Origin of the sequence: Cognatiyoonia sp. IB215182, from assembly GCF_033963905.1 — a bacterium.
In the GTDB taxonomy this organism is placed as follows: Bacteria; Pseudomonadota; Alphaproteobacteria; order Rhodobacterales; family Rhodobacteraceae; genus Yoonia.
Genome location: NZ_JAXBMB010000024.1, coordinates 19,397 through 41,386, shown reverse-complemented (window position 1 = coordinate 41,386; position 21,990 = coordinate 19,397). Strand labels below are relative to the sequence as shown.

Here is a 21,990-nt window from a genome sequence, read left to right as displayed (position 1 = left end):
AAGGCCAAGCGTGGCTGGACATTCCCCTGGGTGTCGTCCTTTGGCAGCGACTTCAACTATGATCTCGGCGTCACGCTGGACCGAAACAGGGCACCAATAGGCTACAACTACAAAAATGAGAAAGAAATGGCGGGCGCAGGTTGGGCACCAAAAGAGGGAGAAAGCGTCGAACTGCCTGGATTTTCGACATTCCTGCGGCGCCGTGACGAGGTCTTCCACACCTATTCAACCTATGCGCGGGGATGCGAGCAATTCGGTGGCGCCCACTACATGCTCGACATGACCGTCTGGGGTAGGCAACAGGATTTCGAGGATTCACCGGAAGGTTGGCCGCAAGAACCAACGTATGGATAGGTCTTTGCCCGCTTTACGTATGCATGGGCCCGACTCGCACAGCGAAGCCGAATTCAAGCTGATCAAACAGACAAAGGGTATGGGCAAAATGCGTAAACTGGTATTGCCGATGATTCAAAGTGTTGATGGCTACATCAATGGTCCGGGCCGTGAACCACTCATCCCGGAGTGGTCAAGCGATCTTGATCAATGAACAATCGATATGATCGCGCGCTTGGATACGCTGCTCTATGCGAATGGACGGCCTAGCACTTTCACGTAGGTATGGTTGCCCTAAGCGTCCTTACCGCAGTGCGCCCATGAACGCTTCTTGCATCTCAAGACCATGGGTGATGTCGCTTTCCTCGCGCGGACGGTTGTTAGCGGACCGCAAGAGGCTCCGAGATCTTTCAAACGCTCCAAAAGGTGATAAATTAGCCTATGCATTGGAAACCTAAAAACTATTCGACGGTTAGCCCTTACTTGATTGTCAAGGACGCTGAAGCGACTTTGCAGTTCCTCGAGGCTGTGTTTGGAGCAGCTAGACTGCGTGTACATGCGAGAGAAGAAGGCTCTGGCATTGCACATGCGGAAGCGCGAATTGATGACACTGTCATAATGATGGGCGAGATGCCGGAGGCGGGAGAGGCAAATGTTCATGTCTACGTCGCAGACGCAGATGCGGTGTTTGAACGGGCGATCCAGGCCGGTGGCCGCATTGTGCAGGAAATGACGCGGTCGGGCGATGGCGACTACCGTGGTGGCGTAGCCGACGGCAATGGCGGTGTTTGGTGGATTTCAACCCAGGAAAGCTATCAGGAGTGATCCATGCGGTGGCAGGATGTCGTCGAGATTGCGCTCAAATGGCCAGAAGTTGCCGAGGGTATATCATATGGTGAGCCGTCTCTGAAGGTTCGTAAGCGCCTCCTGACACGGAACAGACTACAAGACGATAGCATCGTCTTTCTGGATGTTCCGCCGGAAGAACGAGAAATGCTGATTGAGGCGTCACCGCGAACTTTCTTTGTCGAAGACCACTACAAGAGTTACGATATCGTGTTAGCTCGCCTTGAGAGTATCTCCCCACCGGAGGTTCAGACTATTCTAGAAAGGAGGTGGCGCAGCTCCGCCACAAAGCGAGCGATCGCCGAATTTGACCAGGGAAAGACGTAAGGGTGGCCCCAAAAAAGCGGTCATCGGTTGACGTATGATCATTGATAGCGCCGTCTGCATTTTTTCCGCTAAGGACGCGTGTAGCGAGAGATTGCACCGTCAATCATGGTTTCTTTCCGCCATTCGCACTCACCCATGATCAGAACATGCGCCTAGAGCGAGACCTCATGAAGCGGATCACCTGTGTCGATGTAAAACCGTCCACTCGGTTTCATCACATGCCGGAGTCTTTCAAGAGCTGCCTCGCCCTTGTCGGGATGTCGCCCATCGAATGCACCAACCCGCATCGCAAACGCCAGATCAAACTTTTCCTCTCCAGCGCGGAGCTCCAAGTTCTCGGCCGACATGATCCGGAACTCTAGTACTCCAGCGTCAATCTCCGCCTGACTGCCCCTTTGAGCCAGCGCAATGGCCTTCGCTGACCGGTCGATAGCAAGAACAAACCCATCCGCGACCTTACGTGTCACCTCACGTGCCGCAACACCTGGTCCGCAACCAATTTCCAAAACCCGCATTCCGGGCAGCAGCGGCAATGCGCCGACAAAATCGAGTAGTCGGGTTGATGGTTTTGCCGTCATGGCAGGTCACATCCCTATCTATTGTCAGGCAACATCAAGAGCAGTCTCGACGCTTAGTATCAGTTCAACAAGCGTGACTATAGTCCGTTGCATAATGCTTCGCCGCGGGCTGAATGAGAGATCGCTGTGCTGCCAACGCAGTATTGCACACGCTCCCTTGCTCGGTTCTTAGTTGGACGAGACGGTTGCTTACAGCTGTTGGTCTCAAAAGCAAAAAATCTTGAGTCCTATGTTTGGAGGGTTGCGAGAAACTCCAGGCACCGTTGTCGGCACGCCTTGCTCGCGGCCTCTGAGTAATCCGGAAGGCTCGCATCCAAGAAGTAGTGCCCGACGTCGTCATAGCGAAACTCTTCCAGTCGCGCTCCAGGGTTTTCGGAGCGCCATTCGTCAAACACCTCTTCTCCGTCAAAGGGCTCAGGGCGCGCTGCGTGCATCTGCACGGGTGTGCCAGAGACCATTTCTGGCCAGGGAGCCGGTCCGGCAATAAAGAGGACACCGCTGGCACCAGGCTTTGCGGACCAGGCGCGGGACGCCATTCCAGCACCCATCGAAACCCCCGCGAGAACTAGATTGTCAGGTTGTTCATCGGCCGCAGCCAAAGCGCGTTCTGTGACAGTCTTTAGACCGATGTCATTGAGAATTGCGAAACCGCCGTCATAGGTCTCCGCGGTACGGCCATCAAAAAGGTCCGGTGTAGCCACTGCATGACCGGCATTGCGCCATTCAGCAGCGAGCGCCTTCTCAACCGGGCGCAAGCCCAAAACCGAATGATAGAGTATGATGCTTGCCATTTGGATTCTCCTTTTCAATTTGTTCTTTATTTGTTCTACGGTATACTCATAGATGCTGAGCGTCATCGAAGTTTGTCGACAGAAGCCGCAACTGGGCGGAAACTGGCACCCCTAGACGCTACGTTGGTTTGGTTCTGTGAACGACGAGAACGCCGAACATAGCAATAGCGCCGCCAATCCAAGTCGCAGCATTGGGCCACGCGCCTGTTACGGGTATGGCCAAAAGCGCGGCCGTTGGCGCCATAAAGAAAAGCAGGTTTGATGCTCTCGCCGCGCCAAGATCCCGAATAGCCACCATCCAAGTCACGTAAGCCAGTGCGCCTGGGAGCGTTCCGAGAAAGACCAAGGCAACAATTGAACCCGCCGACGCGTCTGCGAGTTCCTGGAGGCCGGATCCTATCCACGGGGACAGCCAAACTGCTCCGAGTAGAAGCACAGCAAATGCGCTTGAGAGTGCCCCGTATCGCGCTGCCAATGGGCGCTGAAGGGCAAAAAACGAACCTGAACAAATGGCGGCCAGCAGCACGAGCAGCGATCCTCCGCCGAAGGTCATACCGCCTGGTTGTCCCAACGACAGAACAAGGGCCCCGGCAAGGCAAACGCCGGTTCCAATCCATGCCTGACGGCTGAAGGTTTCGCCAAAAACCTGGGTTCCGACAAGCGCCGCAAAGACTGGCTGGCACGCAATCAACAAGCTTGCGGCGGCGGGGCTGACGGTCTGCTGACCTGTGTTCAGGAGCCAGTTGTAGATCGCAATCCCAAGGAGACCGCATAAGGCCAACCAGACGAGGTCGCGAAACGTTGGGCGAAGCCAGACGTTTCGTTCTTGCGCGCGAATGACAACCACGCCAATGACAGCGCCCAACGTGACGCTCGCCAACCCAAATCGCAACGCAGCAAGTGGTAGTGGGGAGAAGCTTAGCAAGGCAACGGTTATGGCCGGAAAAGAACCGGCCCAAAACAGGATCGTCGCGGCCGCGCACAGCAATGCGGTTGGCGATGATTGAGTGAATTGCGTCCGATTGTTCGATGTGGGAAATGCATACCGCGTTGTCATGCCTGCCTTATAACGCGTTTGAAGCGCCTTGCATCGAATGCAGATAAGTATTCAGATGTGCATATGACGCACAGGTATGACCGTCCCTCATTGCCCCCGAGTGAAGCGCTGATAGCGTTTCGTCGCACTCGTGATCTTGGTTCCTTTGCGGCAGCGGCCCGCGCGGAAGGCGCTAATCACGCGACTATTCTGCGCCGCGTCGCGACATTGGAAGCATGGCTTGGCAGCAAGGTGTTTGAGCGTACAAGTCGAGGTGTTCAAATGACGCCAGCTGGACAACGCTTTTCAAAGGTGACGGATGACGTGTTCGCAGCATTAGAAGGCGCAGCGGATCGTTGGCGGCCCAACCACGCTCCGATACGGATTGCCCTCAGCGTACTTCCATCCTTTGCCCGCCTACACCTGATACCAGTGCTCGCAGAGTTGCTGGAATCCACATCAGGAAAACCCCGTTGGCGGGTCGAGATTTCAACGTCTCATAGGCCCGTCTCGCTTGGTAACGGCGAATATGACGTTGCAGTTCGGTACGGCGGTGGACGTTGGGACGGCGTGACAGCCCGTCCTCTGGGAAAAGAGGACCTTGTCGCTGTGGCACACGCCGATTTCCATGATGGCCGGCCGCTCGAGCCAGGAGACGTCGCCAGGATGCCACTCATTCACGATAGCGATGCAGCCGATTGGCGAAGGTGGTTCAAGAAGCACGGTCTTTCCTACCAACTGAAGCCCAGTGATCTGCGATTTGAAGATTACGATGTTGCGCTTGCAGCGGCAGAGCGTGGATTGGGGGCTCTACTGCTACGCCTCCGAGGGAACGACGTCCCAAAGCCATTTGTCGTCGTAGACTCAGCACCGATACCCAATTTGCGAAGGCACTGGGTTGTTACTGCCAACGACGAGGACAGACCGCGTGTGCTTGAGTTTGCGGACACGCTGCAGACCATGCTCGCCGCCAAGTAAGACAATTGTGGTCAGTTGGTGCTCCGAGAAGTTGCCGCGTATTGGTTTAGTGGACAACGCATCAGCCTCTTGAATGCTGCGCTAAACGCGCTTTCAGATTTGTAGCCGACTAAGCTCGCAACCTCGGATAAGCGATCGAAAGGCTGAGTCTAAGTCGGTAGGTTCCGCTTTGGAAAGGGACGCGACTGTATCGTAGGCTCCAGTTTCGCTTGACGACTGCAAATGTGTCAGAAGAGCCCTTTACTTCTGAGCTGTCGCCACGCCGTGAACGACGGCTTTACTGCAACTGAGCCGACTATTCCCATGACCCCGCCTTCGCGTCGACAAGATGGATGATCGAAGCCGGGCTTGAAATCCAAAATCCGTCGAAGCTCTCACCAAGGTCTTCGATTTCATCGCGCCGCGCTACACCAGCCACATCCAAGGCTTTAGCTGCTTTATCCGTATCGTCGGTTACGATCTCAAGCCATATCTCGGCCTGACTCATCGCAGTGACCTTGTCGATCCACAGGTTGTTCGCTCCAAACTTGAACCCAACTGCCTCCCCTGATGGGCCTCCGATCTCCTCCAGTCCCAAGGTGTCTCTGTAGAACCCGACAGTCTGATCGTATTGATTGGGCGGCACTTTCATCGCGATGTTTTTTCCGCCAGAGAACTTTACGGCCATGTCTACACTCCTCTCCGTTTACTTTTGTGCGAGTGGATAAGGGGATGCGCTCGAAACTGATCGACTTGCGTCATGCCCCACAGCACGTCTCATTCCAAATGTGATTTCAGCCGATTCAGCGCATCGTCCCACTTCAATGCCACTTGATTGAGGAAAGCGGTCGCTGCGCGGAGGCGCGCCGGTTCCAGACTAAATCGTGTCTCTCGCCCGGTTCTTTCTGACGACACGAGTTGTGCTTCCGCCAGTGTCTTAAGGTGTTTACTGATCGCCTGACGGGAAACGTCTGTTCCCTCACAAAGCGCCGAGATCGAAAGCGCGTCCTGTTGCTGTAGTCGGGTAACAATCGCCAAACGGCGAGGATCACCAAGGGCGGCAAAGGTTGTCGCCAGATCAGGCTGCACAGGATTACGCTCGGACGTCATTCCACGAACCTTTTGATATTTGAAGTCTGCTGATCCCAACCGCCCTGATTGTCGCGGAATGCTTGGAGCCGCCGGTTTTCAGGTAGGGTATTAAAGCCACTTTCGCGTACGGTGAGTTTTGAACCTATCGCGGTCGGCTCAAGATTGAATTCGACCAATGTCGTCTTCTGCTCGAGATCGGGATCATCCGGTTGGATGCTCTCGTCCATTGGCCAGACAAAACTGAAGAGCCGAGGCTCGTCAATAGCGACGACCTTCGCCCAGAACGGCAGACCTTCATGCCCGGGATATCTGGTTTCACCGGAGGTCAATTCCCCAAGCTTGAAAGGCCCGTGAAGCGAGAGACGGAACCACGCACCAAATTCCTCATGGTCGGTCAAGGCCTTCCATACCCTCTGAACGGGCGCATTGAGATCAATGGTTCTTACGATTTCATCTTCCATGCGCAACTCCTTGGTTGCACATTGCCACGCTTCACTTCTTTACGCAACCTCTGGGTTGCGCGTTGTGCATCTATGCGTTTGCAGGATGGGAAGCCGACGTTCACTTTCACCAAACCAACTGCTGCAAAGGACGAGGGCGAGACGATGCTTCGTGCCGGTGACTGCGCGGCGTTTCCAAAAGCGACCGGGAACGGCCATCACTTGATCAACCGGTCGGATCAGGTCGCGACTTATCTTGAAATCGGCTCACGACAGCCGGAAGACCTGACGACCTGTTCGGATATCGACATGATGAGTGCAAACTCCAATGGTCGATTTGTCCGCAAGGACGGCACTCCGATAGAGTGAGTAAAGCGGTCGTTCGATCTGCGAATGTGTCGGCTATTTCAGCCGCTAAGCATAGCCTTTGGCAAGTCGAGCGAGTTGCCGCATCTTGCCCTCAATGACTGGGTGGCAGGTTCGCGGTCGAATGCAGCCGCATATCAGCTTTTGCTTTCGTTTGCCTCCGCGTCGCGTTTTCTGGCGCGGAACGCAGCCGTCTTGGTACGGTTCTGACAGGCTGACGAGCAAAACCGTCGGGTGGCGTTTTTTGATGTGTCTGCAAAAACCCGGTCGCAGTTATCCGCCATACAGATGCCAAGACGATGCGCATTCTGCGTTCCGATCATCCGGGCAAGTCCCTCAGCACAAATTGCGGTCCACATTGGCAGAACGGCAGCATTCGCCGGATGGTGGTGAAGGTGCCAGACCCCCTCTTCCTTTGCCAGATAGGGGGTCGCTGGGTGCTCCAACAGGATATTGTTCAGCAATTCTGCTGCGTCATCAATGTCGCCTCGGTCAATATCGACGAATATCGCGCGCAGTCGTTCTGCCAACGCCACAAAACCGTCTGCGTCATTCTCGGACACGGCCGCGACAGAAGGAGGATCTATCGCAACGACCTCCCGGACGGCTTGCAGCACATCGATCTCGGCGACGGGCTTTCCGTTGGCATAGCCGGGCGTCAGCTTGTTTGCGAATTCAACGGACGCGAGAGTGCCTGCATCTATGTAACTGTCTAATTTCATTTGACCAGTAACTCGTGGATATATACCCTGTGTCTATCAAAATGCTTAATGATAGTAACCACCCCACAACGCAACATGCTAGAACCGACCGTGGAGGAGAGCAAGACATGGAAAAGCCCCTGAGAAACAAAGTTGCCTTGGTGGCCGGCGGAACACGCGGCGCAGGCAGAGGGATCGCGACAGAGTTGGGGCGTGCCGGGGCCACGGTCTATGTTACGGGACGTTCGACAACTGAAAGCCGATCCGAGATGGACCGGCCCGAAACCATCGAGGAAACCGCAGCACTTGTCGATCAAGCCGGTGGCGTCGGCATTGCCGTCAGGGTCGATCATCTCATCCCCTCTGAGGTAAGGGCACTGGTTGACAGGATCCGGTCAGAACAGGGTCAACTGGACATTCTGGTCAACGATATCTGGGGGGCGACCCGGATGGAATGGAACAAAACGCTTTGGGAGAGTGATCTAGACTACGGTTTGCGAACTCTGCGGCTGGCCGTCGATACCCACGCTATTACCGGGCATTTTGCGTTGCCCTTGCTGATCGAGCGGCCGGGTGGTCTGGTTGTCGAAGTGACCGACGGCACCGACGAATACAACGCAGCCAACTATCGCGTGTCGTTCTTCTTCGATCTTGCCAAAGCAGCCGTGAACCGCATGGCATTTTCTCTGGCCCACGAACTGGAATCCCATGGTGGAACGGCGGTGGCATTGACGCCGGGCTGGCTACGGTCCGAGGCCATGCTGGATGCCTACGATGTGACAGAGGCGACCTGGCGGGATGCAACTGCCAAGTCACCGCATTTTGCGATTTCCGAAAGCCCGGCATATGTCGGTCGGGCCGTTGCTGCCTTGGCAGCCGACCCCGAGCGTGCGCGGTGGAACGGCCAGTCGCTTTCGAGCGGCGGTCTGGCGCAGGTCTACGGCTTCACCGACATAGATGGCAGTCAGCCGGATGCCTGGCGATACGTCCCGGAAGTGCAGGATGCAGGCAAACCTGCCGACACGACCGGGTATCGGTAGGAGCGGCAAGGGTGGCACCCGTCGGGTCGGCAGTTTCCGGTCAGCCGGTAAAGGGCGTCGTGCTCATGGCGCTTGCGATGCTCTTGATTCCAGTCGTGGACGGGATCGCCAAACATCTCAGTGCCGATTACTCGCCGCTCTTCCTGTCTTGGGCACGCTACATAGTTGCCAGCACTATCGTTCTTCCGGCGGCCGCGATCTTGCGAGGTCGGCAGTTCTTCCCGAGGGAACGCCAAATGTCGCATGTGGCGCGAACGGTCTGTCTTGTTGCGGCGATGACGCTCTACTTTCTTGCGATCGCGCGCATTCCGCTGGCGACGGCGGTCAGTGCCTACTTTGTTGGACCCATCATTGCGGTCGCCCTTTCCGTTATCCTTTTGAAGGAACGCTTAACGCGCCGGAGATTTGCTAGCCTTGTCCTCGGCTTCGCCGGCGCGATCATCATCCTGCGGCCCGGAACGGTGATCGAGCCGGGCATCCTCCTGGCACTCGGCGCCGGTCTGTTCTTTGCGCTCTATCTCGTTGCCACACGGCATGCGTCAACAGCCAGCGATCCGATCGAAACGCTGGCGTTTCAATGTGTCGTAGGGACGATGTTTCTGACACCCCAAGCCCTCCTGTCCTGGTCCACACCGACATGGGAAGATCTGAGGTTTTTTCTTGGTCTGGGTGCACTTTCTGCGGTCAGTCACGCCCTGGCGATTGCCGCCTTTCGATATGCCGATGTGTCATCCTTGTCGCCACTGGTTTACCTGGAACTCATTGGAGCAGCTGTTATCGGCTATTTTGCGTTCAATGAAGTACCACACGGCCTCACAATCGTCGGCGCCGCTTTGATTGTGTTCGCCGGGTATCTCTTGCTTAACGGTCAAACCCGACTTGGCAAAGAGCCTCGGCAGCCACTGAAGCCGTTGCCGCTGGGGTCGCGAACCGAGAGCTGACATTCAACCGCCGATCTAGAATATCGGCAACGCGGGTCAGGTACTGTTTTGGAAACTGATATCGCTCCGACGGCACGTCGTCGTAAATGGAGTCAGTTCGGTGGATGAAAACGCCAAATCCCATGATTTCGAAGATGACGGCAAAGGACCAGGGAGCCAACCCATCAAGCCATGCGAATTGCAGCGAAGAGCGTGATGCGAAACTGATGATCCTGGATGAGTGGAAACAAGTTGCCCGTTTTATGCAACATGTTTCCATGTCTCATACGCTATGAAAGTTCGCGACTTAGCCGAGACAAAGTGCGCTAAGCGAATGAGGGGTTCAGTCAGCGTGAGAATTTCTCTTGCGCGACGTTGTACGAAGTCATATCTAGAGCGGCTGCTCGCTAGACGGCCAGCGGTGAAAACCTGAACCACAGAATTGGAGAACGCCATGTAGTGACGAAACTGCATGAAAGGCCACGTTATGGCCCATTACAAACGAAAACGATCTCGTCTAGCTGGGCGCAAGGCAGGCTATTCGAGCAAGGGGCTTGAGCGCCGCCTCAAGCTTACCTCTGATGAGGTGCTTTGGCTTGGAAACTGGCCGCGTTGGCACGACAAATTATACCACACGCGCCCTCGCCGACGTGAAGAAAACAAGCTAACGCGAGAAGTGCTGAAAGGCAGCGATCCAGATAATATGGCGTGGCCTTTGAACCGCAAACCCCATGAGCACTATTGGTAACTAAAAAGACCTGTCCGGCTCTCACCAACTGTATCTGTTGGATTTCTAGGATCCAGTAGCAGATCAAGACGCACAAAAAACGGTCGATGGGAGCCGGACGGGTTGTCGAAGCTACTCATTTTCAGGCGTCTTCAATCCGCTCATCAGCCACGGCTTTAGAACGGCCTGTTCATCACGCCGTCAATCTTTCTGGCGCACTTCGATCATGCGGCCCATTCCGTCCATGTCGGAGCTATCGGCGGCGGTTCGTCCACATCCGCAGTAAGCAATGCCACGCGTTTCGCCTCTCGGCACGTCAATGCATGATGCGTGCCAGCTTATGATCACATCCGAGCAATGGGGACATATCGCTTTGAAAGGAACAGTTGGTGGCGGACTCTGTCGGTGGCGGCTGGCCAACACGGCCTCTGAGAAGCCTCGTTCATGTTCGTCCATGTCGGCCCGGTCATCATCGGTTGCAACCATCTCGTAGAAAAACTTGACGTCCTCGATATCGAGCTCAGTGTCGCGCGATGTGCGCTCCGACATCCTCTTCAGGACGGGATAGTCTGAGAGCGGATACATCTTTTCTTTTGTCATCTCTCCGCACCCCCCGGTTCGACATCGACAAGGTGTTTGTTTGGCGGCAGTTCGGCGGCGCGCTCCGCGACCTGCTCAAACGAAACCGGCATGAAATCCCAGACATCGACGCCGACATTGATGGCATTGCGGGAGCCCAACCAGTTGTTATGGACATGGCCAAACATATGCAGCGCCTGCCGCCGGGCGTGGTTCCAGGTGATCATCGGATAGTGGCACAGGGTATGTGCTTGTCGGTGCGGGCCGTCTCTGACTTCCGCCAAGTGATGAACGCTGTCCCACGGCAGCGCCAATGTGGGCGCAAGGTCATGGTTGCCGACGACCAGGTGTTTTTTCGCTCCAGGCAATTGCTCGAAGATCTTAGCGAGCTTTGCTTCATCTTTGGCTTTGGGCCCGAATGCAAAGTCGCCGACAACCCAAAGCTCATCTTCCGGTTTGACAACAGCGTGCATGTTTTCCAGCAGGACGGCATCCATTTCATGGACCGATCTGAACGGACGATCGCAGAATGAGATCACGTTCTCATGCATGAAGTGCGGATCAGCTGTGTACCAGATTGCCATGTGCCACAAAGTCAAATATTGAATTGATAATTAACTCTAACATATTGATTTAGAACAGTAATTATGCATACAAAGAGGCGTTCGTCAAGCTCATTGAGAGCTTGACCCACAAACCCTTCCGAATCAAACTGCCACCCAATCCACTTTTGTGGATCAGGAGGATTGAATGGATCAAAAACCTGATGCGGCGCTGATCAAGTATAGGCTTCGCTCTGAAGCAGACCTCACGTTGAAGCTTCTAGCCGAGAGACTGGACTGCCATCCGTCAACGATCAGCATGGTCATTAATGGGCGCAGAAAGAGCGCTCCAATCATGAACGCTATCTTCGAAATACTGGATTCACCGACGTCGTCTAAATCCGATGATGTTGTGCGACAAAAACTGTCATCAAAGGAGGACGCCGCATGAACTAGTTGTCTCTGAGGTATCCTTGAATAAGCAAAGGCCCGCCGCAATCGCGAACAGGCCCCTGCCGTAAGACGCCTTATTCATCCCACCTCACAATTTGAAAGTCAACAGACTCGCACAAGCGACTGGTCGCTTGTGCGCAAAATCCGACGCGGTTGCGTTCGGAAACAGGGATGCATTGCTATGAACATGACAGATGACCACCTCACGCCGGAAGGGGTCCAAACTGCCTCCGTTGACCTTTGTGGAATGCCGGAGGCGTTCCAACGGGCATTCGGGCCAACCGAACCATTCGAGAATGATTTTGGCGACCTTGAAATGCCTGAATTTGTGCCGCTACCCTATCGCGGTCACCGGAAGATCAACCCGCGTTCGCGGGGATCATCAAGGATATTTCCGGTCTGGCTAGACCCAGAAACAGGCCGCCCGCGCAAGTATGGCGCTGACAGTCAGGTTGAATACCACAATCTTGCGCTGACACTATTGGCGCCTGACACCGTGCAAGTGCATGAGCAGTTTGGGCCAGTTTCTTTCGTTCAGCCAGACGGTCACCCTGGGAAGCACTACTTCGATCTCCTCGTCACCAAAGCGGATGGCCATCGCGTTGGCATAGCCGTAAAGCCAACGGAGCGGCTGAAGTCAGGCAGATTCATCCGGGAGCTCGAATCTATTCAAAAGACGATGTCGTCAGATATCGCCGATGAAGTTCGGTTGGTTACCGAAGTTTGCTTTTCCCGGGCTGATGCATTCAACGCCGTGATGTATCATCGGTTTGCAATTTGTCGTGACGAAGCCGTTGAAGAACGTTTGTCGGAAGTCCTTGCCTCTACTTCAGGCGAGACGACGATCTGTGCATTAGCAGAACGCTGCCGCGCCGGGGGGCGCGCATTTCGTGTGATAGTTCAAGGCATGTTCGAGGGCCGCCTTGAAAAACTGAGCCCAGGGCGCATCGATCTGTTTACCAGGGTGCGGCGGCTCCAATGATACCCAAGATCAACTTCAGCCCCGCTGACTTGTACTATATTGATCGTGTTCCCTATCATTTTGAGATCAGCGATGATCGCCAAGCTTGCTTTCGCCGGGAAGACGGATCTGGCGCACTTGAGTGGTTTGGTTGGGAGGAACTGGACGAAATCGTCGGCGGCGATCGTTGGGACTGCAAACGGCGACCCAGAAAAACATCCGACCCCCAAAGGGCGCCAGATCCTCTCGTTTTCGTCTGGGAGCTCACTGCGAAACAACGCAAATTACTGCTGTACCGTTGGTTCTTCGTTTGTGCGCTGAACAGGTTGTATGCGCAAGGTTTGGTCAAGCTGACGCCAGTCAACGTCATCAGCAACTACTACCGAATTCATCTTGAGGCGACCAAGGAATGGCGCGCATTCTGCGGCGAATTTGGAAAGCAATACTACTGCTCACAGGACGCCAGTCTCGGTGCAACACCGTCCGCATCGGCAATTTTGAAGTGGCGTCGAACGGTCAATGACGCCGATGGTCGTATCGATGTCCTGGTCGACAAACGCGGCCGCGCCACAGGGCTGAACATCGATCAAGAAAGTTATGTCTTCATAATCGAAAGGCTACGCGAATACCTCACGCAAGATCGTCACAGCAAAAACGAAGTTGTGGAGAAGACGATTATCGCCCTCAAGCTGGAGAACAAGAGGCGCCGAGAATCTGGCGAACACCTTCTCCAAACTAGACGTCGGACCGCTCTTCATGAATGGGTCGACAACTTTGGCGGCTACGCAATCGATCTTGGACGTAAGGGCAAGAAATTCGCGATCCGCAAATATGCCGGTGTCGGCAAGACTGAACGTGCAACCCGCGCGGGGCAAACGTTCATGGTGGATGAGTGGGAAGACGATGTCCGCAACATCCTGCTGACTGGCGCCATTCGCCCCGGCCTCGACCAGGAAACAGTCGACGCCATCAAAGCAATGGAAAAAGGACGCCGATGGCTATACGTCGTCATTGATGTAGCAACCAGATACATCGTCGGGTTTGTTTTATCAGCGACACAGAACCCCGAAGCCGCCGTTCGTGCGTTGCGGATGGCAACCGAAAACAAGAGCGACATCGCACGAGCGGCCGGTTGTCACTTTGAATGGCGCGGGTTTTCGTTCGAGTCGTTAGAAACAGATACTGGCCCGGCATTTCGGGCTGAACTAACTCAGCGTGCTGTGGAAACTGCCGGCGCGACATATGGCTACCCTCAAGTTGGTCAGCCGCAGTTGCGCCACGTGATGGAACGAGTCTTCGGAACGTTCACTGATCGTGCCATGCCCTACTTCCCCGGCCAGACATTTCGAAATCCGCAAGTACGCGGAGACTACGACACGGAAGGGCGCGCCGTTCTAACGGACGACCATCTTGCTCTGCTCTTCATTAGATTTATCGTCGATGTCTATAACCAAACCAAGCACAGCGGATTATTTGGCGAGTCACCGGCAGATGCGCTGGAAAGGATCGGTGGAACAACCGGCTTGCCCCCCAAGCTCCCACCACCCACGCGTCGCCGCGCTTTCGGTATCCGACAAGAACGCAAAATAACAGCACGCGGCATTTGTTTCCTCGGTATTCACTACGGCGGAAACTGCGAAGAACTTCAGAAAATCAGAAAAGAAGCCGGGACAAACAAGCGCGCATTTTACGTCGACCCTGAAGATCTAGGGACGATCAGCGTCTGGAACAATGATCACTGGCTTGATGTGAACTGCAGCATCGAGAACTTTCACAAAATCAAACTCGTGGACTGGATTGAGGTCGGAAAAATCCTGCGCAAGCGCTACTCCTCGCAAGCTGAGATCAAGATGTCCGCCATATTCACCGCGTTGTCTGACATGCGCAGACGCTCAAACGAGATCCAGGAAATAATGGGCGTTTTGCCCCAGATGTATACGTCCGAGGATCTCGAACGCTTCGATCGTGAGCTGTACTGGGGCTTGTCCGTTGTCGACGACAGGCCATCGAAGCTGGCCGATCTTCCTTTGGCAGAAACAGGCATCGGCTACGTCATCGGCGGTCCAAAACGCAACCCTCGTGCTTCACGGAAGTGCCACGACGAAGCCAATCAGAACGATGTCGCATCGCCTAACGAGCGCGACGTGCCCCCCATGACTCCTCAAACCACCGCGGCTCCACCCGAGAGCGAGACCAGGCAGGACGACCTATCGGCGCACGAAGACAAACCGCCGCACAGCAAGCCCATCAAACGCTGGTGGCACGATGGACGCACCGATGACTAATATCGCGCTTCGACAACACGCATTGGCGCAGAACCAAAGGCTTGAGGAGATTTGGTTTGATCGACGAGACTCAGCGCGCATCAAATCTGCGATCGTTGATGCATACGCCGAGTTTGAATATTCACTGAAATCCGGATCTCGTTTTGATGCCCCCGCACTCGCGATCCTCGGTAAATCCGGAAGTGGGAAGACGGCAAGCGTGATCCGCGCACTGATTGGTCTTGGTCTCTTCGAAACGGTAACAGGCGATCCACATCGACCCTTTCTGGAATGTGCGCTCAGCGGCAAAGCCTCGCTGCGTGATCTCGCTCAAGCAGTCTTGCAGGCATACGGCTGGACCGGCTCAACTGGCTCTGCCAAGACACTATGGTCGAAGGCGTGCGATTATATGGCGGAACTAGAAACGCGTGTTCTGATCCTTGACGAAATCCAGCATGTCCGCGCAGCGGGCCCTCAAGACCGCAAAGATCTTCAGGCATATCTGAAATCCATCGTACAGCCCGGTGGTCATCGTTTCATGCCGATACTCGTCGGCATGCCGGAGTTCGAAGAGGTCCTGAATTCAGATACGCAGTTGGACCGGCGCTACATCAAAATCAAAATGCGCAGCCTCGACCCTTCCGTTGATTTGGCCGTGGGAATGCAGATCCTCGAGACCTATTGCCATACCGTCGATGTCACTATGCATGACAGTGTTATGACCGAAGAGTTTGCCAGCCGCCTCATGCATGCAGGCATGTATTCGTTTGGGATTGTCTCATTATGGTGCCGAAGGGGACTCTTCAGAGCGATTTCCTCAGGCTCCAACGAACTCCAGATCCAGCACTTCCAAGACGCCTATGTCGCCCGCGAAGACTGCGTGCCGGCCCTCAATCCATTCATCGCTGTCAACTTTCACAGCATCAAAGAAGACCAACTGACCGACTAAATCAGACAACAAAAAACGAGCAGAACAATGATCACAACGCTACCAGTCGCAAGACCGGCCCTGGCCGGCGAACCAGGATTCTCAATCCTTGCCAGAAACACACATAGTAATGCGTCGGATACGACAGCTGAGTTTTGCAGCGCCGTTGGACTGTCCAAAGCGGCCATTTGCGCCGGAGACACATCCGAACTGACGAAGCTCGCCAAGCTCATAAAATCTCCGGCCGAGACTTTGCTGACGCATTCGCCTTGCCACGAGAGACGGAAGTTTGCCCATTTGAATGGACAGCGATTATTGAGCCGGTCGATCCGAAAGGCAGATCTTTCAGTTTGCCCCGCATGCTGGGAACAGGATTTATCTGTTGCAAGGCATCAGCTTCATATCCGCGACACATGGTTGCCGAAGACGATATCAACATGTGTCAAGCATGACCTCGCACTAATCACTTTGCCTTATGAAGACTATACCAGTTGCTACGACCATCTGCTTCGCGCGGACCTCGACCTGAAATTCCTGCATCAACTCCCTGACCAGCAAATCCAGCAAACACCATCCGACTTTGAAAGCGCAGCACTTGAACTGCTTGCCACAGGGATACCCATCTGCCCCTGGCTCGGGCAAACTCAGATGGATGTTTTGGAAGCATGGTGTTTCGGGATTGGGCTGTTTCTTGAGAGTGGCGCACTGCGACCCGAAAACACAGACATATCATCGCGCCGCGGCCTCATCGACATTGGCCTTAAAGCGACGCTAGTCGGGTTCGAAAAACTGGAAGCAGAGATTGATGCTGCCTTGATCCGTCACCGTGTGAGACTGAGCGCTGTTTGGGTTCAGAAGTGGGCTGCGCAATCAGCAAAACCGCCAGAACGGACGATCTTTCGACATCTTATGCAAAAGATTTGTTCTCATCAGGGGCGGTATCATCTGGCAAGCGTGGCGTCTGCATCGGCAGAACAGCATTATGTGAACGCCCAAATTGCGACACTTGCACAGCAGAACAAAAGACCTGTGGTTTGGGTCCGCAAGGCACTGCAAAGGGAACGCCTGCTCCCTCCGTCCGGCTTACCACAAACCCGAGATCTGCGGGCTCATATGGGACGTTGCCGCCGATACATCAATGCTGTCGTCGACAGCCTCGACTCAACGAAGAGCGCGACAAAGCTGAATATCGGCATCAAGGGGTTCGAGTCCTTGGTCGATGATGGCGTGATCTCCAGAATGCGGAGCCGCAGTCACAAAAAGCGCCGATTCCTGCCATCCGATCTGGACCGACTTCTAGTGCTGATAGATAGAAACGCTAGCCGACTCGCCGAGGCCGAACCAGACGGATATTTTTCGCTTCCTGAGGCCTGCTTCCAATTGGGGCCTACAACGGCACAAATCACCAGGTTGCTCATTGGTGGCCAGTTGCCAAATTCGGTTCGTGTTCAAGGGTCCACTGGCTTTGCCGCAATCCGGATCAATCGTGATGAACTGCGTGACGCCATGAGAATTTTCACGGACGACCACGTGGGTCCGAGAGAGTTGTACAATCTGCTCGGCCTGTCGTTCGGCGAATTGAAATCGTTGCGAGAATCGCATCTGTTGCCAAGCTTTCCCTCTCCGCCAGGCCATCCGCGCCGTTCACTGAAGTACATCAGCCGGATTGTGCTCGATCGCTTTTTGAATGAGTGCCAGACGGTAAGAACGGCGGCACGGCATCTTGACATACATGAGAAAGAAGTTTGCGAGATGATCATATCGAAGAAAATCGAGCCCGTTCCCGAAAGTGGCGGTGTTCCCATCTTCCATCGTTCCGATTTGCTGGACTGACATTTCTCCCCAAAACTTGCCGACAATCGCGCCGCCTTGAGCGGCTTTTTCTTTGTCTGCTCACAGGCCGGAGTCACGTTTTGCCCGGACAAAACTTCAACTCTAAATGGTTGTTTCAAAAATATTCATTCGTTATCAGCAGGTTAGAAATTCGCCAGACTCCGATTTAAGCCGGACGCCACAGTTGTGCCGTCCGGCATGAGTCGCAACTTGTCCGGCGAGACTTGCAACCTTTGTCGGGTAATAGCGCAACCTCCACCATTTTGGCGAGTTTTGGGGCCTTCTGTTTTATAGAACTGGCCTTTTTGTTCGTTTCGAAAAACTGCCCCGATAGGTGCGGCCAGCCGGTCGTGGATTCGGCACCCGGGGCGGGAAGCCGTCATTGGCCGCAGGTGCGAAGAAATGTGAAGCGAGGTCGCAAAGCGGTCACTCGACCCAGTGAATCATTCTCTGCAGGAAGACGTTGGTGGTCCAGATAGACCCAGCCATTGCCAGCAACACTCAACGGCACCACAGTTGGTGTTATGTCAAAGACACGAAACAATCACTATGTACCTGAGTGGTATCAGAAAGACTTTTGGGAGGCAGGCAAAACCACGCTGGCCTATCTAGATTTAGCACCCGAGCAGTTCATCAGATCAGATGGTTCCAAAGGCTTTAAGAACAGCCTGCACGAGGCGCCTCCGTCGCGAGCGTTCGTGAAGAGAGACCTGTATTCAACCTTCTTCGGAACGACAGTGAACGACGAAATCGAGAGAAAGCTCTTTGGAGATGTCGATACGCGTGGGGCGCCGGCAGTCAGAGCCTTCGCCAAGGGCAACCCGACCGAGTGCCATGAGAACTTCATGGCTTTTTTCGAGTACATTGACACCCAGAAACTGCGGACCCCTAAAGGCTTGGCTTGGCTCCAATCTCAGTATCCATTCCTTTCCCAGAACGAGCTAATGATGGAAATGCAAGCGCTGCGAATGATGCATTGCACCATTTGGACGGAAGGCGTTCGCGAAATCGTGTCCGCGAGCGAGTCGGAAACAAAGTTCATTTTTTCCGACCATCCGGTCACTGTTTTTAACCAGGCCGCTCATCCCGGATCAAAACTTTGCTCAGAGATTATCGACCCAGGCATCGAACTGAAAGGCACGCAAACTCTATTCCCGCTTGATCGGGATCACTGCTTGATCCTGACAAACCTTGAGTACGCACAAGATCCTGATTGCGATCCGATGCAGAAACGGACTTTTGCTGGGCGGTTTCGCAATACGATGGTGCGAACAGACGCTTTCATAAGAAGCCGCGCGTTGACCTCGGCCGAAGTAGAGGCCGTAAACCAGATCATACGTTCACGAGCCCTTCGATATGTCGCTGCTGGTAAAAAGGAATGGCTGCCCGAACCAGTCACAGGAAGTAAGCAGTGGAAGGCGGCTCGGCAGGTGTTATTGCCTCCATCTGATGAACTGTTCCACTTTGGTGGTGAAACCTTTGTGAAGTTCGAAAGCGGCGAGGTTGTCTACCAGGACGAGTTTGGACGCGGAGAAAAAGAGCGAGAGTTTTTGAAGGTTGAACCTCCCAAGGGGAAGCTCCGGTCAGGTAGCCGGTGTGGTTGCGGTTCAGGCAAAACCTTTGGTGACTGCTGTAAAACGAAGCCAGACCACTTGCGTCCAGCCTGGGATCAGATGAGCATACGTGAGAGAAACCAAGCACTGTTCCGGGGCATCGAGAACATTTTGGAGCTTCGACCGGATGCAGACTGGACGAATGTTCGTCGCACCATCACCGACGAGAAAATCAGCAAAATTTATTCGGTGTACGAAGCGTTGTGGCCGTTGGAAACGGACCTTCTGACGCTGCTACCAAAGCCCGACGGGACCTCACGTGCCGTCTACACAGGAATGCTGCACCCAAGTAAGATCGCAGAGGCAGCACTCGGCAGCTCGTTATTGTTTGATGAAATTCTTGTTCAGCATCCTTTCGTGAACGCACGCGCGATGAATGAGAAATTTAGCCCGGTCAAACACCCTCAAGCTTATCGCCAGGAAGTCCTCAAATGCATACTTATGATGTTTCAACTTATGCCGCTAATCGATGTGGGCTTGGTGAACCTTTTTCCGGACCCTTGGGACTTCGACTACAATCTTCGCGACCAAACTATGCGTTTGGCCGAAGAACGTGGGCAGTTGCTCCGGCCAATTTTGGAGGTCGACGAAGAGATGCGTGTTTTCCAAGAAGAGGAAATGAAGCGCAGTCTTTTTCAGATTTCTGACGAAGGACAGCGAGCGCAGATCAGACGGCTCTCGCCGGAATCGTCAGACGAAGAAGTGGAGGCAGTTCTCAGTTCGTTGAAAGCGATGAAGGAGCGAGATCCCTATGCGGTTTTGCAAACGGAAGCTACGTTGCCGGGTGAGGAAGACGGGCAGCTTCAAATGTTCAAACTTGCGCCCAACTTCGAGATGTCGATGTACGTGGCACAGGCAACAGGCGCAACCATCGTGACCGACAATGTAATGCGATGGAACGAACTCAAGCTTGCAATCTTAGCACGTGGAAAACAGGAGGGGCATCATCTCAATGATGTGGCAGGCGTGCTTGAAGCTTCGCCACTACCGTTGCTTCAGAACCCCATCGAGGTAGTTGAATGGTGGCAAAATGGGATGCCCCAGCCTCATGTCACGCTGCTCCGAAAGATGTTTTCTTATCTGTCGAAAGTGGAGCATAGAGGTCAAAAACCCAACTTCGAGAAACATCTTTTGGCAAGTTGCGTGAAGGGACATGATGTCTACATGCAAGCCATGGAGAAAACGGGCTACCATCGTCAGAATTTTCTGGTTGAGTGTGCGTTTCCCGAAGGCGGTATCTATGATAGCACGATCAATCGGCTCCTCTTGATGTCCAGCTCAGAGCATCATATGCATAGCGTTCCAATGGCGCTCTTCCTGAAAAAGAGTGGTGAAAATCTGTGAGATATTGATCGCTCGTCGTGAACGTATATTTCAGGCTGGCCGACTAAGGCGCTTCGACGTGATATGTGCGCGCTAAACTCTAATCTCATATCGGCGCGCTCAGTGGTTCGCCTTCAAATTACGCAAAAGCTATGCCAAGAATTTTCACTCACCGCTTGCGATTTTCGTTAGCGATTTAAAGGGCAAATAACATGCCGGCGCCTGATTTTTCTAAGACGACAGTCGATACACTCGCTCGACGGGCACGCTTTCAGTGTTCAAACCCCGATTGCGGAGCACAGACAGTTGGCCCAAATAGCGATCCGGAGAAAGCAACGCTCATTGGCGAGGCGGCACATATTGCAGGCGCGAAGCCAGGCTCCGCGCGCTACGTTGCTTCAATGTCTGACGTTGCGCGTGCTGCCATCACGAACGGAATCTGGCTATGCCGAAACTGCCACGGGCTGATAGATCGCGATGAACTCAGTTACACAGTTGAGCTGCTTTTTGCTTGGAGGAACGAGCAGCACGAGAACTAGGTACTCGCGGAGATCGTATCCGCTTTGAGACCGAGATGGCACAGCTAGATTTCCTCGCAGGCTACCCCGCAATCGTTCAACGTATCGTTATTGATAAGCCGGATGGTTGGGAATGGCGATTTGTTGCGGAGCTCATGCGACACCTCAATAAACCGCAGTTCAAGCGTCTCAAAAACCTTCAGGCAGGCCATTACTTCAATCCGCAACCACGTGTGGAAGAGGATCAATTTATCGGCTGGATGGTCGAACGTACTCATATAATGTCAAACCTTGTCGGCCCCCTCACGGGGCTCATGGACCGGCTGACGGCCAGTTGGGGAGAGCCGGGCGAACCGGCCGATTTAGAGGAGATGCATGACGTCTGTATCCTGATCCGTGATGCACTAGCCGCAATAGTCGATTTCGAGGAGTCTTTATACTTTGCGCAGCTGCCCGAAGAAGGTGAGTCAATTCGGCAAGTGCTGAAGAATGCTGTAGGCCCTAACGCCGCTCGGTTAGCCGAAATTCCAGAAAAGCTAGATGAAATGGTCGAGATGATTGACACAGATCACGGGGGAACGCTGGAAGAGCCGTTGATAGTCCATTGGACATTCCCATTCGACTTACCAGAAGGCTTTAATGAACGGTTCGATATGGCCCTTCGTGAATATGAGCGAGCGATGCAGTTTTCGACGAATTAAAGAAGCCAACGCTGGCCAAACCAACTGGTTCACGCAGAAAGTGCCAGAGCACTCATTATCAGAACGAATGGCTCCTTAGCAGGCTGCACCCGCAGAAATCCAATGTCGCATCGTGCGACCG

24 protein-coding genes are annotated in these 21,990 nt (G+C 54.2%); 15 read left to right on the top strand and 9 right to left on the bottom strand.

Translation table 11 applies throughout. From position 1 onward, the window contains the following. The 4 genes from SLH47_RS24785 to SLH47_RS24770 all read left to right on the top strand — a co-directional run. Positions 1 to 354 (top strand): DUF899 family protein (locus SLH47_RS24785; protein WP_320243639.1); only part of this gene is annotated, 354 nt, incomplete at its 5' end. After that, on the top strand, positions 347 to 547 hold the full coding sequence (locus SLH47_RS24780; RefSeq protein WP_320243637.1) for a hypothetical protein: 201 nt from the start codon (positions 347 to 349) through the stop codon (positions 545 to 547). The genes SLH47_RS24785 and SLH47_RS24780, both read left to right, overlap by 8 nt. A gap of 269 nt (positions 548 to 816) precedes the next feature. Further along, the gene (locus SLH47_RS24775) at positions 817 to 1,158 is read left to right on the top strand and encodes a VOC family protein (RefSeq protein WP_320243636.1); all 342 of its coding nucleotides are present in this window, start codon (positions 817 to 819) and stop codon (positions 1,156 to 1,158) included. Between the two features lie 3 nt (positions 1,159 to 1,161). Continuing rightward, the gene (locus SLH47_RS24770) at positions 1,162 to 1,506 is read left to right on the top strand and encodes a hypothetical protein (RefSeq protein WP_320243634.1); all 345 of its coding nucleotides are present in this window, start codon (positions 1,162 to 1,164) and stop codon (positions 1,504 to 1,506) included. 152 nt (positions 1,507 to 1,658) lie between these two features. Here SLH47_RS24770 and SLH47_RS24765 read toward each other — a convergent pair whose 3' ends face one another. The 3 genes from SLH47_RS24765 to SLH47_RS24755 form a co-directional block, all read right to left on the bottom strand. Next, on the bottom strand, positions 1,659 to 2,084 hold the full coding sequence (locus tag SLH47_RS24765) for a class I SAM-dependent methyltransferase (RefSeq protein ID WP_320243633.1): 426 nt from the start codon (positions 2,082 to 2,084) through the stop codon (positions 1,659 to 1,661). Between the two features lie 227 nt (positions 2,085 to 2,311). Next, positions 2,312 to 2,875: a dienelactone hydrolase family protein gene (locus SLH47_RS24760; RefSeq protein ID WP_320243632.1), complete on the bottom strand. Its 564-nt coding sequence runs from the start codon at positions 2,873 to 2,875 to the stop codon at positions 2,312 to 2,314. Positions 2,876 to 2,993: 118 nt separating this feature from the next. Further along, positions 2,994 to 3,932: a DMT family transporter gene (locus SLH47_RS24755; RefSeq protein ID WP_320243631.1), complete on the bottom strand. Its 939-nt coding sequence runs from the start codon at positions 3,930 to 3,932 to the stop codon at positions 2,994 to 2,996. 18 nt (positions 3,933 to 3,950) lie between these two features. Between SLH47_RS24755 and SLH47_RS24750 the strand changes: the two genes are divergently transcribed. Beyond that, a complete protein-coding gene (locus SLH47_RS24750) occupies positions 3,951 to 4,889 on the top strand; it encodes a LysR substrate-binding domain-containing protein (protein ID WP_320243629.1) in 939 nt (312 codons plus the stop codon). Positions 4,890 to 5,184: 295 nt separating this feature from the next. Here the strand turns inward: SLH47_RS24750 and SLH47_RS24745 are convergent, their stop codons facing one another. The 3 genes from SLH47_RS24745 to SLH47_RS24735 all read right to left on the bottom strand — a co-directional run bounded on the left by SLH47_RS24745 (position 5,185) and on the right by SLH47_RS24735 (position 6,421). Then, on the bottom strand, positions 5,185 to 5,556 hold the full coding sequence (locus SLH47_RS24745; RefSeq protein ID WP_320243627.1) for a hypothetical protein: 372 nt from the start codon (positions 5,554 to 5,556) through the stop codon (positions 5,185 to 5,187). An 89-nt stretch (positions 5,557 to 5,645) separates the two neighbouring features. Next, positions 5,646 to 5,978 (bottom strand): metalloregulator ArsR/SmtB family transcription factor, encoded by a 333-nt coding sequence (locus SLH47_RS24740; protein ID WP_320243625.1) that lies wholly within the window; start codon positions 5,976 to 5,978, stop codon positions 5,646 to 5,648. Continuing rightward, positions 5,975 to 6,421, bottom strand: a complete 447-nt coding sequence (locus SLH47_RS24735; RefSeq protein ID WP_320243623.1) for an SRPBCC family protein — start codon at positions 6,419 to 6,421, stop codon at positions 5,975 to 5,977. The genes SLH47_RS24740 and SLH47_RS24735 overlap by 4 nt, the downstream gene beginning before the upstream one ends. Before the next feature lie 72 nt (positions 6,422 to 6,493). Between SLH47_RS24735 and SLH47_RS24730 the strand changes: the two genes are divergently transcribed. Further along, positions 6,494 to 6,769 (top strand): hypothetical protein, encoded by a 276-nt coding sequence (locus tag SLH47_RS24730; protein ID WP_320243621.1) that lies wholly within the window; start codon positions 6,494 to 6,496, stop codon positions 6,767 to 6,769. Positions 6,770 to 6,903: 134 nt separating this feature from the next. On the opposite strand, the gene SLH47_RS24725 is transcribed toward SLH47_RS24730, so the two are convergent. Continuing rightward, a complete protein-coding gene (locus SLH47_RS24725; RefSeq protein WP_320243620.1) occupies positions 6,904 to 7,488 on the bottom strand; it encodes a CGNR zinc finger domain-containing protein in 585 nt (194 codons plus the stop codon). A 107-nt stretch (positions 7,489 to 7,595) separates the two neighbouring features. Between SLH47_RS24725 and SLH47_RS24720 the strand changes: the two genes are divergently transcribed. Next, complete coding sequence (locus SLH47_RS24720) at positions 7,596 to 8,507, top strand: SDR family oxidoreductase (protein WP_320243619.1); 912 nt, start codon at positions 7,596 to 7,598, stop codon at positions 8,505 to 8,507. An 11-nt stretch (positions 8,508 to 8,518) separates the two neighbouring features. Further along, positions 8,519 to 9,448: a DMT family transporter gene (locus SLH47_RS24715; protein WP_320243618.1), complete on the top strand. Its 930-nt coding sequence runs from the start codon at positions 8,519 to 8,521 to the stop codon at positions 9,446 to 9,448. 907 nt (positions 9,449 to 10,355) lie between these two features. On the opposite strand, the gene SLH47_RS24710 is transcribed toward SLH47_RS24715, so the two are convergent. Beyond that, positions 10,356 to 10,754: a hypothetical protein gene (locus tag SLH47_RS24710; RefSeq protein ID WP_320243617.1), complete on the bottom strand. Its 399-nt coding sequence runs from the start codon at positions 10,752 to 10,754 to the stop codon at positions 10,356 to 10,358. Continuing rightward, complete coding sequence (locus SLH47_RS24705) at positions 10,751 to 11,317, bottom strand: metallophosphoesterase (protein ID WP_320243616.1); 567 nt, start codon at positions 11,315 to 11,317, stop codon at positions 10,751 to 10,753. Before SLH47_RS24705 ends, SLH47_RS24710 begins: the two co-directional genes overlap by 4 nt. A 166-nt stretch (positions 11,318 to 11,483) precedes the next feature. Here SLH47_RS24705 and SLH47_RS24700 point away from each other — a divergent pair, with 166 nt between their 5' ends. The 7 genes from SLH47_RS24700 (at position 11,484) to SLH47_RS24670 (ending at position 21,869) form a co-directional block, all read left to right on the top strand. Next, a complete protein-coding gene (locus SLH47_RS24700; protein ID WP_320243615.1) occupies positions 11,484 to 11,726 on the top strand; it encodes a helix-turn-helix transcriptional regulator in 243 nt (80 codons plus the stop codon). 249 nt (positions 11,727 to 11,975) lie between these two features. Beyond that, positions 11,976 to 12,710: a hypothetical protein gene (locus SLH47_RS24695; protein WP_320243613.1), complete on the top strand. Its 735-nt coding sequence runs from the start codon at positions 11,976 to 11,978 to the stop codon at positions 12,708 to 12,710. Beyond that, complete coding sequence (locus SLH47_RS24690; RefSeq protein WP_320243612.1) at positions 12,707 to 14,974, top strand: hypothetical protein; 2,268 nt, start codon at positions 12,707 to 12,709, stop codon at positions 14,972 to 14,974. The genes SLH47_RS24695 and SLH47_RS24690 overlap by 4 nt, the downstream gene beginning before the upstream one ends. Beyond that, positions 14,955 to 15,902, top strand: coding sequence for an ATP-binding protein (locus SLH47_RS24685; RefSeq protein ID WP_320243610.1), 948 nt, complete (start codon positions 14,955 to 14,957; stop codon positions 15,900 to 15,902). The genes SLH47_RS24690 and SLH47_RS24685 overlap by 20 nt, the downstream gene beginning before the upstream one ends. A 27-nt stretch (positions 15,903 to 15,929) precedes the next feature. After that, positions 15,930 to 17,714 carry a TniQ family protein gene (locus tag SLH47_RS24680; RefSeq protein WP_320243608.1) on the top strand — a complete coding sequence of 595 codons (1,785 nt, stop codon included), beginning with the start codon at positions 15,930 to 15,932 and terminating at the stop codon, positions 17,712 to 17,714. A 524-nt stretch (positions 17,715 to 18,238) separates the two neighbouring features. Further along, positions 18,239 to 20,671, top strand: coding sequence for a DUF4238 domain-containing protein (locus SLH47_RS24675; RefSeq protein WP_320243605.1), 2,433 nt, complete (start codon positions 18,239 to 18,241; stop codon positions 20,669 to 20,671). Between the two features lie 553 nt (positions 20,672 to 21,224). Continuing rightward, positions 21,225 to 21,869, top strand: a complete 645-nt coding sequence (locus tag SLH47_RS24670) for a hypothetical protein (RefSeq protein ID WP_320243604.1) — start codon at positions 21,225 to 21,227, stop codon at positions 21,867 to 21,869. The last annotated feature ends 121 nt before the right edge of the window (positions 21,870 to 21,990 follow it).